Source organism: Ferrovibrio sp. (genome assembly GCF_964218355.1).
Taxonomy (GTDB): domain Bacteria; phylum Pseudomonadota; class Alphaproteobacteria; order Ferrovibrionales; family Ferrovibrionaceae; genus Ferrovibrio.
In genome coordinates, this window is sequence record NZ_CAXPMC010000022.1 from 42,088 (window position 1) to 56,604 (window position 14,517).

The window sequence follows — 14,517 nt, forward strand, 5'->3', positions numbered from 1 at the left end:
TCCCGCAGGCGGAAAAGCCGGCGCCGGCCGTCAGTTCTTGCGGAAGACCACGGCCGCCAGCCAGCCGGACAGCATCGCCACCAGCACGGCGATCAGGCCGTAGACCGCCGGCTCGGCGCGCGAGAATTCGTAGACCTCCTGCTCGAAGCCCTGCTTGTCGATGAACAGCGGCGTCGACTGGGCGGCGATGATGCGCTCGTCGCGGATCAGGTAGACTTCGGCCTGGTAGGTGCCGACCGGCGCGGTGGCAGGAAAGCTGATCGCGGTGCGGAACAGCTTCGGCCCGAGAAAGTCGACATCGCCGACACTCTGCTGGTACAGGCCTTCGCGGCGCTTCTGGCGGATCAGGGCATCGCGGAAGTCCGGCAGGTCCTCGATGATGCCGCTGCCGGTGAAGCGGAAACGCAGGCTGTCGATGCCGATCTGCAGGCGCGACAGCAGGGTCGACGGTGCGATCTCGGCGAGCGGCCGGCTGCTGGTCACCACATAGAAACCGGGCACGCCGTCGAACGAGGCCGAGCGCCGGGTCAGCCACAGGCCGGCTATCGGTTCCTTGCGGCGGACCACCGCCGCGCTGGTCGGGCCGCGCACCACCACGACGATGTCGCCCGGCTCGTCGATGGCACCGAACAGCAGCAGGTCGGTGCCGGTGAAGCTGGAGGTGATGGCGATCAGATGCGCCGACAGGTCGGTGATCAGCGGCGCATCGGCCGGCGCCGGGCCGCGGGTCGCGGCGGCGCGGCCCTGCTGCGCCAGTGCCGCCGCCGGCATCGCCAGCAGCAGGCCGAGCAGAAGGAGAATCCTGCCGCCGCCGGTCATCGCAGGCCGCTTTCGAGGAAATAGGCGTCGTCGGGCGGGATCACCAGCTGGGTCGCCAGGGCGATGGCGACGCCCAGCACCAGCGCGGCCAGCAGGCCGCGGATCTGCTCGCCGCGCAGGCGGGCGCCGTGGCGCACGCCGTATTGCGCGCCGATCACCGAGCCGGCGACCAGCAGCAGCACCAGGGTCAGGTCGACGGTCTGGGTCGAGATCGCATGCAGCATGGTCACGTTGGCGGTGACGAAGATGATCTGCATCAGCGAGGTGCCGATCACCACCGCGGTCGGCATGCCGAGCAGGTAGATCATCGCCGGCACCAGCATGAAGCCGGCACCGACGCCCATGATCGCGGCGAGGATGCCGACCACGAAACCGAGCGCGATCGGCAGCAGCGCGCTGATATAGAGCTGCGACTTGCGGAACCGCAGCTTCAGCGGCAGGGCGCGGATCAGCGGATGGTCGTTCATGCGCCGGCGGCGCGGCGGCGGCGCGGCGGCCGGGCGGCGGCTGCGCAGCAGCAGGCGGATGCTGTCGGTCATCATCAGGCTGCCGATCAGGCCGAGGATGACCACATAGGACAGCGCGATCACCGCATCCAGCTGGCCGATCCGCTTGAGGACGGCGAAGAGATAGGCGCCGAAGCCGGACCCGGCGAGGCCGCCGGCCAGCAGCACCGCCCCCATCTTGAAATCGACATTGCCCTTGCGCCAGTGGGCATAGACGGCCGAGACGCTGGAGGCGACCACCTGGTTGGCCGAGGCCGCCACCGCCACCGGCGGCGGCACCCCGATGAAGATCAGCAGCGGCGTCAGCAGGAAGCCGCCGCCGACCCCGAACAGGCCGGACAGGTAGCCGACCGCAGCCCCGAGGCCGAGTGGCAGCCAGATACTGACCGACATCTCAGCAATGGGGAGGTAGATCTGCATAATCGCTGGCCGGTGCCTGACTGCGGATACGGCGGGAATCGCCGTCGGGGTGAAGGGTTAGGATGGTACGTGAAACATTGCGATTTCGTGACCGATCATGAAATCTGCGCGGTTTCCCGGGCCGCCGGTGCCGACACGCCGGCCCGGTCGAGTTCCTGCCCGATCCTGCCCGACAGGAAGCACCAGTACATCCGGAAATCGGAAACCAGCGACCAGCCGGGATAGCGGAAGGTGGCCGGCCGGTTTTTCTCGATGAAGAAATGGCCGATCCAGGCCGGGCCGTAGCCGCAGACCAGCCCGGCTGCCAGCCAGTACCAGTTCCCGGTCAGCAGCAGGGCCGCCAGACAGGCCAGGGCGGCGGTGGTGCCGGCATAATGCCAGGCGCGAGTTACCGGCTTTCTGTGCTCGCGCAGATAGTACGGCCAAAAATCGCTGTACGACTCGATCCGATTGTCGGACAATGTCTCGGGCATGGCGGTCCCTCCGGATTTTTGTCTGGGACCATCATACGCCCGTAAAATGCGGAAATCCAAGAGAAATTCGCCCCGATCAACGGCGCCGGGATTCATCTTGACGTTTACGTCAACGTAAACTAAGACTCGCCGCCAAGTCAGGGCCTATAGGGAGGCTTAACCGTGTCGGACAAGACCTACACGATCACCGAACTGGCACATGAATTCGAGGTCACCCCTCGCGCCATCCGTTTCTATGAGGACAAGGGCCTGCTGCATCCCGGCCGCCAGGGCATGATGCGCGTCTATGCCCGCCGCGACCGCGCCCGCCTGCAGCTGATCCTGCGCGGCAAGCGGCTCGGCTTCAGCCTCGCGGAAATCCGCGAGATGATCGATCTCTACGATGTCGGCGACGGCCGCATCGAGCAGATGAAGCTGACGCTGAAGCGCTCGCAGGAGCGGCTGAGCGCCCTCGAGCAGCAGAAACGCGATATCGACGACGCCATCCACCAGCTGCGCCAGGATGTCCGCATCATCGACGATTTCCTGAAGGTCAAGGAACGCAACCGCGACGCCCCCAGCTTCAAGGAATTCGTCCAGGGCCGCGGCGCCCAGCTGGCTGAAGTCGCCGAATAGCTGCCGTACGGGCCGGATCGCGGAACTGCACTGGCCGTTCCGCTTTCCCCCGCTATGTGAGTCCCAAGCCGGGTCCGGATGCCCTCCGGGCCGATAACAACGATCCGTCCGCCCAAGGAGATGCCGTCATGATGCGCAACGTGGTGATCGCCGGCTATGCCCGCTCGCCGTTTACCCTGGCCCGCAAGGGTGCCCTGACCAAGGTGCGCCCCGATGACCTGACCGCCCAGGTCGTCAAGGCCCTGGTGGAGCGCACCGGCGTCGACCCGAAGGCGATCGAGGATGTGATCGTCGGCTGCGCCTTCCCCGAGGGCGAGCAGGGCCTGAACGTCGCCCGCCTGATCAGCTTCCTCGCCGGCATCCCGCAGGAAGCGGCCGGCACCACGGTGAACCGCTTCTGCGGCTCGTCGATGCAGTCGATCCACCAGGCGGCCGGCGCCATCCAGATGAACGCCGGCGAGGCCTTCATCTGCGCCGGCGTCGAAAGCATGACCCGCGTGCCGATGGGCGGCTTCAACACCCTGCCGAACCCGAAGCTGCTGAAGGACTACCCGCAGGCCTATGTCTCGATGGGCATCACTGCCGAGAACCTGGCCAAGAAATACAGCATCGACCGCAAGGCGCAGGAGCAGATGGCGGTCGAGAGCCACGCCAAGGCCGCCGCGGCCCAGAAGGCCGGCCGGCTGAAGGACGAGATCGTCGCCATCGTCGACGGCAATACCCGCGTCGAGGAAGACGGCTGCATCCGCCCGGATACCTCGGCCGAGGGTCTGGCCGGCCTGAACCCGGCCTTCGACGAGAAGGGCACGGTGACCGCCGGCACCTCCTCGCCGCTGACCGACGGCGCGTCCGCCACGCTGGTCTGCTCGGAGGATTTCGCCAAGGCGCACGGCCTGAAGCCGCTGGCCCGCATCAAGTCGGTCGCGGTGGCCGGCTGTGCACCGGAGCTGATGGGCATCGGCCCGGTGCCGGCAACCAGGAAGGCGCTGGAACGCGCCGGCCTGAAGCTCAAGGACATCGACATCATCGAGCTGAACGAGGCCTTCGCCGCCCAGGCGCTGGCCTGCGTGAAGCAGGCCGAATACGACATGGCGAAGGTGAATCTCGATGGCGGCGCCATCGCGCTCGGCCATCCGATGGGCGCCACCGGTGCCCGCATCACCGGCAAGGCCGCCGCGCTGCTGAAGCGCGAGGGCAAGCAGTTCGCGCTGGCCACCCAGTGCATCGGCGGCGGTCAGGGCATCGCCACCGTCCTGGAAGCCATCTGATCGCGGGAGCCGACCGACCATGACCGAGATCAGGAAAGTCGCGGTAATCGGCGCCGGCGTGATGGGCTCCGGCATCGCCGCCCATGTCGCCAATGCCGGCATTCCCGTCGTGCTGCTGGACATCGTTCCGCAGGGGGCGAATAACCGGAACGCGCTGGCCGAAGGCGCGATCCAGAAGATGCTGAAGACCAAGCCGGCCCCCTTCATGCATCCGCGGGTGGCCAAGCTGGTCACGCCGGGCAACCTCGAGGACGATCTCGACAAGCTGGCCGATGTCGACTGGATCTGCGAGGCGATCATCGAAAATGTCGAGCTGAAGCGGAAGCTGTATGCCCAGCTCGAACAGAAGCGCAAAGCCGGTTCGATCGTCACGTCGAATACCTCGACGATCCCGCTCGACCTGCTGACCGAGGGCCTGCCCGACAGCTTTGCCGCCGATTTCGCGGTGACCCACTTCTTCAACCCGCCGCGCTACATGCGGCTGTTCGAACTGGTGAAGGGCCCGAAGACCAAGCCGGCCGTGATCGAGGCGCTGCGCCGCTTCGGCGACGTCAAGCTCGGCAAGGAGGTCGTCGACTGCAAGGACCGCCCGGGCTTCATCGCCAACCGCATCGGCATCTACTGGTCGACGGTTGCCACCGCACTGGCCTATGACCTCGGCCTGACCGTGGAAGAGGCCGACAGCATCGTCGGCCGGCCGATGGGCGTGCCGAAAACCGGCATTTTCGGCCTGGCGGACCTGACCGGCATCGATCTCGGCCCCTATGTGGTCGGCTCGATGCTGAAGACCCTGCCGAAGACCGATGCCCTGCACCAGTTCTACAAGGCGGATCATCCGCTGAACGCCCTGATGCAGAAGCTGATCAAGGACGGTTACACCGGCCGCAAGGGCAAGGGCGGCTTTTACCGGAACCGCGGCAAGGAGGCCCTCGACCTGCAGACCGGCGAGTTCCGCCCGACAAAGCGCGCCAACCTTGAATCCGCCAAGGTCGCGAAGAAAGGCCTGCGCGCCCTGGTCGAGCATCCGGACAAGGGCGGCCAGTATGCCTGGGGCGTGCTCAGCCGCGTGCTGTCCTATGCCGCCGACCTGGTGCCGGAGATCGTCGACGACATCGCCGCCGTCGATACCGCGATGAAGACCGGCTATGCCTGGAAATACGGCCCCTACCAGCAGATCGACCAGCTCGGCACCCAGTGGTTCGCTGACAAGCTGAAGGCATCCGGCCTGCCGGTGCCGAAGATGGTCGAGATCGCCAGGGGCCGCCCCTTCTACAAGGAAGAGAACGGCAAGGCCTATCGCCTGATGCCCTCGGGCGACTATGCCGAGATGGTGGTCGAGGCCGATGCCTGGACGCTGGCCGACATGAAGCGCGGCAAGCAGCCGATCCTGTCCAACAAGGGCGCCAGCCTGTGGGATGTGGGCGACGGCGTCGCCTGCCTCGAGCTGCATACCAAGATGAATGCGGTCGATGCCGACATCATCGCCATGGTCAAGGAAGCCGCGAAGATCGACAAGAAGGGCTTCAAGGCCCTGATCATCGGCGGCGATTACGACAACTTCTCGGTCGGTGCCAATGTCGGCATCGCGCTGTTCCAGGCGAATATCGCCATGTGGCCGGCCATCGAGCAGGGCATCCAGGAAGGCCAGGATGCCTATATGAAGCTGAAATACGCCCCCTTCCCCGTCGTCGCGGCGGTGGCGGGCATGGCGCTGGGCGGCGGCTGCGAGCTGGCGATGCATTCCTCGGCCATCCAGGCCCATGCCGAAAGCTATATGGGCCTGGTGGAAGTCGGCGTCGGCGTGATCCCCGGCTGGGGCGGCTGCAAGGAGCTGGTCACCCGCGCCATCACCAACAGGAAGCGCCCCGGCGGCCCGATGCCGGCGCTGGCCCAAGTGTTCGAGGCGATCTCCACCGCCAAGGTGGCGACCTCGGCCATGGAAGCCCGCGACATGCTGATCCTGCGCGATGGCGACGGTATCACCATGAACCGCCGCCGCCTGCTGGCCGATGCCAAGGCCAGGGCGCTGGAACTGGCGAAGGACTACCAGCCGCCGAAGCCGGTGGAAATCAGCCTGCCGGGCCCCGCCGCCAAGGCGGCCATGAGCCTTGCCGTCGACGGTTTCCGCCAGCAGGGCAAGGCCACGCCCCATGACGTGGTGGTGTCCGGTGCACTGGCCAACGTGGTGTCGGGCGGCAAGACCGACATCACCGAGGTGGTGACCGAAAAGAAACTGCTGGAACTCGAACGCGAGAATTTCATGTCGCTGATCAGGACCAGTGCCACGCTCGACCGTATCGAACACATGCTGACCAAGGGCAAGCCTCTGCGCAATTAAGCAGAGATTTGAGGGAGAGACAGGCCATGCCGAGCTATACCGCCCCGATCAAGGACTTCCAGTTCGTCCTGCACGACGTGCTGCAGATGGAAAAGATGAGCAACCAGCTCGGCTTTGCCGATGCCAGCCGCGACGTGATCGATGCCGTCCTCGAGGAAGGCGGCAAGTTCATGAGCGAGGTGCTGGCGCCGCTGAACCGCGTCGGCGACCTCGAGGGCTGCAAGTGGGATAACGGCGTGGTCACCACGCCGACCGGCTTCAAGGAAGCCTACAAGCAATACTGCGAGGCCGGCTGGGGCGGCCTGACGGCGGAGGAGAAATACGGCGGCCAGGGCCTGCCCCATGTGATGGGCATTGCCATGGCGGAAATCCAGTCCGCCGCCAACATGGCCTTCGCCATGTATCCGGGCCTGACCCACGGCGCCTACGAGGCGCTGCTGCGGCATGGCTCGGAAGAACAGAAGGACATGTACCTGCCGAACATGGCGTCGGGCAAATGGACCGGCACCATGAACCTGACCGAGCCGCATTGCGGCACCGATCTGGGCCTGATGCGCACCAAGGCCGAGCCGCAGGAAGACGGCAGCTTCCTGATCACCGGCACCAAGATCTTCATCTCGGCCGGCGAGCATGACCTGGCGGAGAACATCATCCACCTGGTGCTGGCCAAGATTCCGGGCGGCCCGGAAGGCATCAAGGGCGTCAGCCTGTTCGTGGTGCCGAAATTCCTGGTCAATCCGGATGGCAGCCTGGGCGCGCGCAACGGTGTCAGCTGCGGCTCGATCGAACACAAGATGGGCATCCACGGCAATTCGACCTGCGTGCTGAATTACGACAACGCCAAGGGCTGGCTGGTCGGCCGCGAGCACAAGGGCATGCAGGCGATGTTCGTGATGATGAACGCCGCCCGCCTCGGTGTCGGCGTGCAGGGCCTCAGCCAGGCCGAGGTCGCCTACCAGAATGCCCTGACCTATGCCAACGACCGCCTTCAGGGGCGTTCGATCACCGGCACCAAGGCGCCGGACAAGGCCGCCGACCCGATCATCGTGCATCCGGATATCCGGCGCATGCTGATGACCATCAAGGCCTTCGTCGAGGGCAGCCGCGCGCTGGCCCTGTGGACCGGCATCGAGCTTGACGTCGCCGCCAAGCATCCGGATGCCGAGCGTCGCCAGGAAGCCGAGGACCTCGTCGCCTTCCTGACCCCGATGGTCAAGGCCTACATGACCGATTACGGCTACCAGTGCTGCACCATGGCGCAGCAGGTCTATGGCGGCCACGGCTACATCGCCGAATGGGGCATGGAGCAGTTCGTGCGCGATGCCCGCATCGCCATGATCTACGAGGGCGCCAACGGCATCCAGGCGCTGGATCTCGTCGGCCGCAAGCTGCCGACTGGCATAGGCCGGCTGGCACGGCGCTTCTTCCACCCGGTATCGTCCTTCGTCGAGGACAACATGATGGACCCGGCGATCGGCAAGGACTTCGTGATGCCGCTGGCAAAGGCCTTCGCCCGCCTGCAGACCGCCACCGCGCTGGTCAGCGAGCGCGGCCTGAAGAACCCGGACGAGGCCGGCGCCGCCTCGTGGGACTACCTGAACATGTTCGCGCTAGTGGCGCTCGGCTTCATGTGGGCGAAGATGGCCCAGGTGGCGAAGCAGAAGCTGGCCGACGGCGAGGGCGACAAGGACTTCTTCGAGACCAAGCTGGTCACCGCCCGCTTCTTCATGGACCGCATGCTGCCCGACACCGCGGCGCAGCTGGCCAAGATCCAGGCCGGTGCCGAAAGCATGATGACACTGAAGGCTGCCAATTTCTGACCATCCAAGCCGTGCAGGGCACGGCCCAAGTCCAGGAGAGGAAACGAATGACCGAATACGGCATCCCGCGCAGCATCTATGGCGACGACCACCAGATGTTCCGCGAGGCAGCGCGCAAGTTTTTCGAGCGCGAGGTCGCACCCCACCATGCCAAATGGGAAGAGGACGGCCTGGTGCCGCGCGAGGTCTGGCGCAAGGCCGGCGAAGCCGGCTTCCTCTGCTCGACGATGCCCGAGGAATATGGCGGTTCCGGCGTCGACCGCCGCTACTCGGCCATCCTGATGGAAGAACAGGCCTATACCGGCTGCTCCGGGCCGGGCTTCTCACTGCATTCCGACATCGTCGCCCCCTATATCCTCAATTACGGCACCGAGGAGCAGAAGAAGAAGTGGCTGCCGAAGATGGCCACCGGCGAGGTGATCGGTGCCATCGCCATGACCGAGCCGGGCGGCGGGTCCGACCTGCAGGCGGTGAAGACCACGGCGATCCGCGACGGCAACCAGTTCGTCATCAACGGCCAGAAGACCTTCATCACCAACGGCCAGAATGCCGACCTGGTGATCGTGGTGACCAAGACCGATCCCAAGCAGGGCGCCAAGGGCACCACCCTGTTTCTGGTGGAAAGCGACCGCGAGGGCTTTACCAAGGGCCGCAATCTCGAAAAGCTCGGCATGAAGGCGCAGGATACGTCTGAGCTGTTCTTCGCCGATGTGCGGGTTCCGCCGGAGAACATGCTGGGCGGCGAAGGCCAGGGCTTTTTCCACCTGATGCAGGAGTTGGCCTGGGAACGGCTGCAGATCGCCATCATGGCGGTGGCCGGCTGCGAGGCGGCCATCAGGTGGACGGTCGACTATACCCGCGAGCGCAAGGCCTTCGGCAAGGCGGTGCTGGATTTCCAGAACACCAAGTTCGAGCTGGCCGAGATGAAGACCGAGACCCAGATCGCCCGCGTCTTCGTCGACAAATGCATCGAGATGGTGGCCGAGCACAAGCTGGACGTCGCCACCGCCGCGATGGCGAAATACTGGTGCAGCGACCTGCAGTGCAAGATCCTCGACCGCTGCCTGCAGCTGTTCGGCGGCTATGGCTTCATGTGGGAATACCCGATCACCCGCGCCTATGCCGATGCCCGCGTGCAGCGCATCTATGGCGGCACCAACGAGATCATGAAGGAGCTGATCAGCCGCACGCTGTGACGGCACCTTCGCGAGTTTCAACCGCTGATCCGGGAATCCGGCGAGTCAACCAAATGCCTAGGGAGAGACAATCATGACCGAAGCCTTCATCTACGACGCCGTGCGCACCCCGCGCGGCAAGGGCCGCGCCAGCGGCGCCCTGCACGAGGTCACCCCGATGCGGCTGGCCACCACGGCACTGGAAGCCGTGCGCGACCGCAACGAGCTCGATACCAGCCTGGTCGACGACGTGGTGCTGGGCTGCGTGATGCCGGTGGGCGAGCAGGGTTCCGACATCGCCCGCGTTGCCGTGATCCAGTCGGGTTATGCCGAGACGACTGCCGGCGTGCAGATCAACCGCTTCTGCGCCTCGGGTCTGGAAGCCTGCAACATGGCGGCCGCCCAGGTGATGTCGGGCCAGAGCCAGATGGCGATCGGCGGCGGCGTCGAGAGCATGAGCCGCGTGCCGATGGGCTCCGACGGCGGCGCCTGGGCCACCGACCCAGCCGTGGCCCTGCCGACCTATTTCGTGCCGCAGGGCATTTCGGCCGACCTGATCGCCACCAAATACGGCTTCTCCCGCGACGATGTCGATGCCTATGCGGTCGAGAGCCAGAAGCGCGCCAAGCGTTCGTGGGACGAGGGCCGGTTTGCCAAATCGATCATCGCGGTGAAGGATATCAACGGCCTGACCGTGCTGGACCGCGACGAGCATATGCGCCCGGACACCACCATGCAGAGCCTGGCCTCGCTGGACCCGTCCTTCATTGCCATGGGCGAGCAGTTCGGTTTTGATTCGGTCGCCATCCAGCGCTATCCGGAAGTCGAACGGATCGAGCATGTGCATCATGCCGGCAATTCCTCGGGCATCGTCGACGGCGCCGCGGCGGTGCTGATCGGCAACAAGGAGGCCGGCATCAAGTCGGGCCTGAAGCCGCGCGCCCGTATCCGCAGCTTCGCCTCGATCGGCTCGGAGCCGACCATCATGCTGACCGGCCCGAGCTTTGCCGCCGAAAAGGCGCTGAAGACGGCCGGCATGAAGCCGTCGGACATCGACCTGTGGGAACTGAACGAGGCCTTCGCCTCGGTGGTGCTGCGCTTCATGCAGGCACTGAACATCCCGCATGACAAGATCAACGTGAATGGCGGCGCCATCGCGCTAGGCCATCCGCTGGGTGCCACCGGCGCGATGATCCTCGGCACCATGGTCGACGAACTGGAGCGCAGCGGCAAGAGCACGGCTCTGGTCACGCTCTGCGTCGGCGCCGGCATGGGCACCGCCACCATCATCGAGCGCGTCTGAGCGCCGCCACAGGAATACGGAACCGACACATGATCGATTACAATGTCGATGGCGACGGCATCGCCACCATCACCTGGAACATGGCCGACCGGCCGATGAATGTCATGAACGGCGAGAGCGTCGGCGCTTTCCGCGACCTCGCCTACAGGGCGATCGGCGACAAGGCCGTGAAAGGCGTGATCGTCACCTCGGCGAAGAACGACTTCGTCGCCGGCGCCGACCTCGTCAACCTGCTCAAGGAATCGCAGGACGCGGCCAGGGCCCTGCAGAACAGCTTTGCCCTGCAGAAGCTGTTCCGCGATATCGAGAAAGCCGGCAAGCCCTTCGTCGCCGCCATCAACGGCACGGCCCTGGGCGGCGGCTACGAGATCTGCCTGGCCTGCCACCGCCGCATCGCCGCCGACAATCCGAAGGCCTTGATCGGCCTGCCGGAAGCCACCATCGGCCTGCTGCCCGGCGCCGGCGGCACCCAGCGTCTGCCGCGCCTGATCGGCGTCTCGAAAGCCCTGCCGATGATGCTGGAAGGCAGGAAGGTCGATCCGAAGGCGGCCCTCGGCCTCGGCATGGTCGACGAGGTGGTCGCCCCGGCCGACCTGCTGAAGCGCGCGAAAGAGTGGCTGCTCGGCGATGGCCAGACCGGCCATGTGAAGCCCTGGGACCAGAAGGGATTCCGCGTGCCGGAAGCCGCCAACACGCCCAGGGGCGCCCAGGTCTTCACCGCCGGCAATGCCATGCTGCGCGCCAAGACCATGGGCAATTATCCGAATGCCCAGTACATCATGTCCTGCGTCTATGAAGGCATGCTGGTCGATATCGATACCGGCCTGAAGATCGAAAGCCGCTATTTCGTCGCCTGTACCCAGTCGAAGGAAGCGCGCAACATGATCCGCTCGCTGTTCTTCTCGATCGGCGAGGCCAACAAGCTGGCCAACCGCCCCAGGGGCGTGCCGACCCAGACCTACAGCAAGGTCGGCATCCTGGGTGCGGGCATGATGGGCGCGGGCATCGCCTGGGCCGCGTCTTCCGCCGGGCTGCAGGTCGTGCTGCTGGACAGCACCCAGGAAGCCGCCGACAGGGGCAAGGCCTATTCCGCCGGCCTGCTCGACAGGCGGATCAAGGCGAAGAAGGCCAGCGAGGCCGACAAGGAGAAGCAGCTCGGCCTGATCACCGCCACCACCAGCTATGACGCGCTGAAGGGCTGCGAGCTGGTGATCGAGGCGGTCTTCGAGGATCGCGCCATCAAGGCCGATGTCACGAAGAAGGCCGAGGCGCAGCTGGCGGCGGATGCCATCTTCGCCTCGAACACCTCCACCCTGCCGATCACCGGCCTGGCCGAAGCCAGCAGCCGGCCGGCCAACTTCATCGGCCTGCATTTCTTTTCGCCGGTCGACCGCATGCCGCTGGTGGAGATCATCCGCGGCAAGGCGACGTCCGACGAGACACTGGCCCGGGCGATGGATTTCGTGAAGAAGATCCGCAAGACGCCGATCGTGGTCAACGACAGCCGCGGCTTCTACACCAGCCGCGTCTTCGCCACCTACGTGACCGAAGGCCTGACCATGCTGGCGGAAGGCGTCGCCCCGGCAATCATCGAGAATGCCGGCAGGGCGGCCGGCATGCCGGTCGGCCCGCTGGCGCTGGCCGACGAGGTCTCGCTGGAACTGATGCACCGGGTGCGCAGCCAGACCAGGAAGGATCTCGGCGATGCCTACAAGGCGGACGGCTCCGAACCGGTTCTGCAGCTGATGGTCGAGAAGCTCGGCCGCATCGGCAAGAAGGCCGGCAAGGGCTTCTACGACTATCCCGCCGACGGGAAAAAGCGCCTGTGGCCCGGCCTTGCCGAACACTTCCCGGTGAAGGCGGAGCAGCCGGCGCTCGCCGACGTGATCAAGCGCCTGGTCTATATCCAGTCGGTCGAAACCGCCCGCTGCCTGGAGGAAAAGGTGGTGGTCGACCTGCGGGATGCCGATGTCGGCTCGATCATGGGCTGGGGGTTCCCGCCTTTCCGGGGCGGCACGGTCAGCCAGATCGACATGGTGGGCGTGCAGCCCTTCGTCGCCGAATGCGACCAGCTTGCCCAGAAATTCGGCAGCCGCTTCACGCCGCCGAAACTGCTGCGCGACATGGCCGAACAGGGGAAAGCCTTCTACGCCGCCTGAACTGCGCCATTTTGATATTGCAGATGCGGAAAGGCCGGGCTTGCCCGGCCTTTTTTGTTTGCCTGCAGCAGGATTTGTGCAGGGCCTGCGGTCTTTCGCGGCGCAACATCGAATTCCGGCCACAGGGCCGGACCGGGGCCGAAAGTGGGATTGACCCACCCGGGCGGGCGACCTAGGCTTCCTGCAACACTAGAACATATAAAAATCATGCCTCCCGCATTGCCGAGTGTCTGTCGCGTTCGGCCCGACCAGTAAGCCCGGCCTGGCCGCGGGTTACAGGTCAAGGCATGGATGTCGCAGCACAATTCGGATTGTCCGCCGGTCCGCAGGGCCGGCCCAGTATCGCGTACCGAAGTGTTTATGCTGCGCAGAAACTGTCGAAAACAAGCGGGAGGAATCAATCATGACAACGACACCCACCGAAACCGGCAAGGCGCCGCAGTCGCGTCGCCGCTTTCTCAAGGCCGGTGGCGTCGCCGCTGCCGGTGCCGCCACCTTCGCCATGCCCAACGTGTCGCGGGCGCAGACGGCTACCCTGAAACTGCAGACCTCGTGGACGGCCTCGGACATCTTCCAGGAGATGGCGGCCGATTACTGCGACCGCGTCAACGCCATGGCCGGCGGCCGGCTCAAGCTGGACCTGCTGGTCGGCGGCGCCGTCGTGCATCCGTTCAGCGTGCAGGATGCCGTGCATTCCGGCGTGCTGGATGCCGCCCATACCGTCACCGTCTACTGGTATGGCAAGCACAAGGCCGCCTCGCTGTTCGGCACCGGTCCGGTCTTCGGCTTCAATGCCGAACAGGGCCTGGGCTGGATCTACCGCGGCGGCGGCAAGGAGCTATTCAACGAGCTGCTGAACGACATCCTCAAGCTCAACATCGTCAGTTTCTTCGCCATGCCGATGCCGACCCAGCCGCTGGGCTGGTTCAAGAAGCCGGTGAAGGGCGCCGGCGACATGAAGGGCCTGAAATACCGCACGGTCGGCCTTGCCGCCGACCTGATGCAGGCCATGGGCATGGCGGTCGCCCAGCTGCCGGGCGGCGAGATCGTGCCGGCAATGGAACGCGGCGTGATCGATGCCTTCGAGTTCAATAACCCGACCTCGGACCGCCGCTTCGGTGCCCAGAACGTGGCCAAGAACTACATGCTCGGCAGCTATCACCAGGCCACCGAGTATTTCGAGATCATGTTCAACAAGACCAAGTTCAACGCCTTGCCGAAGGAGCACCAGGCGATCCTGCAATACGGCGCCGAAGCCGCCTCGTCGGCCAATTACTGGAAGGCCATGGACATCTATTCCAAGGACCTGCAGGAGCTGAAGGAGAAGGACAAGGTCAATGTCCTGCGCACCCCGAAGGATGTCTTCGAGGCGCAGATCAAGGCATGGGACGGCCTGATCGAGGTTCTCGGCAAGGATCCCTACATGAAGAAGGTGATGGATTCGCAGAAAGCCTGGGTGAAGCGGGTCGTGTATTACGAAACGCTGAACGCCGCCGATTACGTGACGGCCTACGAGCATCACTTCGGCAAGATGGAAGGCTGACCGGCCGGACTTCCGGATCATGACCGGTTTTCATCCCGCGGGGGCGGCGCCGTCAGATCGGAAGAGCGTCGTGTAGGG

11 protein-coding genes are annotated in these 14,517 nt (G+C 65.3%); 8 read left to right on the top strand and 3 right to left on the bottom strand.

Annotated elements, in window-relative coordinates; all coding sequences use genetic code 11:
- Positions 1-30: 30 nt before the first annotated feature.
- From ACEQZY_RS17080 to ACEQZY_RS17090, 3 genes are all read right to left on the bottom strand, one after another.
- Positions 31-819: a TIGR02186 family protein gene (locus ACEQZY_RS17080; protein WP_341702665.1), complete on the bottom strand. Its 789-nt coding sequence runs from the start codon at positions 817-819 to the stop codon at positions 31-33.
- The gene (locus ACEQZY_RS17085; RefSeq protein WP_370156037.1) at positions 816-1,745 is read right to left on the bottom strand and encodes a sulfite exporter TauE/SafE family protein; all 930 of its coding nucleotides are present in this window, start codon (positions 1,743-1,745) and stop codon (positions 816-818) included. Before ACEQZY_RS17085 ends, ACEQZY_RS17080 begins: the two co-directional genes overlap by 4 nt.
- Positions 1,746-1,840: 95 nt before the next feature.
- Positions 1,841-2,218, bottom strand: a complete 378-nt coding sequence (locus tag ACEQZY_RS17090; protein ID WP_341702667.1) for a DUF962 domain-containing protein — start codon at positions 2,216-2,218, stop codon at positions 1,841-1,843.
- Between the two features lie 162 nt (positions 2,219-2,380).
- On the opposite strand from ACEQZY_RS17090, the gene ACEQZY_RS17095 reads away from it, so the two are divergent.
- The 8 genes from ACEQZY_RS17095 (at position 2,381) to ACEQZY_RS17130 (ending at position 14,439) form a co-directional block, all read left to right on the top strand.
- Positions 2,381-2,833 (top strand): MerR family DNA-binding transcriptional regulator, encoded by a 453-nt coding sequence (locus ACEQZY_RS17095; protein WP_341702668.1) that lies wholly within the window; start codon positions 2,381-2,383, stop codon positions 2,831-2,833.
- Positions 2,834-2,964: 131 nt separating this feature from the next.
- Positions 2,965-4,101, top strand: a complete 1,137-nt coding sequence (locus tag ACEQZY_RS17100) for a thiolase family protein (RefSeq protein ID WP_341702688.1) — start codon at positions 2,965-2,967, stop codon at positions 4,099-4,101.
- A gap of 19 nt (positions 4,102-4,120) precedes the next feature.
- A complete protein-coding gene (locus tag ACEQZY_RS17105) occupies positions 4,121-6,439 on the top strand; it encodes a 3-hydroxyacyl-CoA dehydrogenase/enoyl-CoA hydratase family protein (RefSeq protein ID WP_370156041.1) in 2,319 nt (772 codons plus the stop codon).
- A gap of 26 nt (positions 6,440-6,465) precedes the next feature.
- A complete protein-coding gene (locus ACEQZY_RS17110) occupies positions 6,466-8,259 on the top strand; it encodes an acyl-CoA dehydrogenase C-terminal domain-containing protein (RefSeq protein ID WP_341702670.1) in 1,794 nt (597 codons plus the stop codon).
- A gap of 47 nt (positions 8,260-8,306) precedes the next feature.
- Positions 8,307-9,455: an acyl-CoA dehydrogenase family protein gene (locus ACEQZY_RS17115; RefSeq protein ID WP_370156043.1), complete on the top strand. Its 1,149-nt coding sequence runs from the start codon at positions 8,307-8,309 to the stop codon at positions 9,453-9,455.
- Between the two features lie 73 nt (positions 9,456-9,528).
- Positions 9,529-10,737, top strand: coding sequence for an acetyl-CoA C-acetyltransferase (locus tag ACEQZY_RS17120; protein WP_341702672.1), 1,209 nt, complete (start codon positions 9,529-9,531; stop codon positions 10,735-10,737).
- Positions 10,738-10,766: 29 nt separating this feature from the next.
- Positions 10,767-12,896, top strand: coding sequence for a 3-hydroxyacyl-CoA dehydrogenase NAD-binding domain-containing protein (locus tag ACEQZY_RS17125; RefSeq protein ID WP_370156046.1), 2,130 nt, complete (start codon positions 10,767-10,769; stop codon positions 12,894-12,896).
- A gap of 403 nt (positions 12,897-13,299) precedes the next feature.
- A complete protein-coding gene (locus ACEQZY_RS17130) occupies positions 13,300-14,439 on the top strand; it encodes a TRAP transporter substrate-binding protein (protein WP_370156048.1) in 1,140 nt (379 codons plus the stop codon).
- The last annotated feature ends 78 nt before the right edge of the window (positions 14,440-14,517 follow it).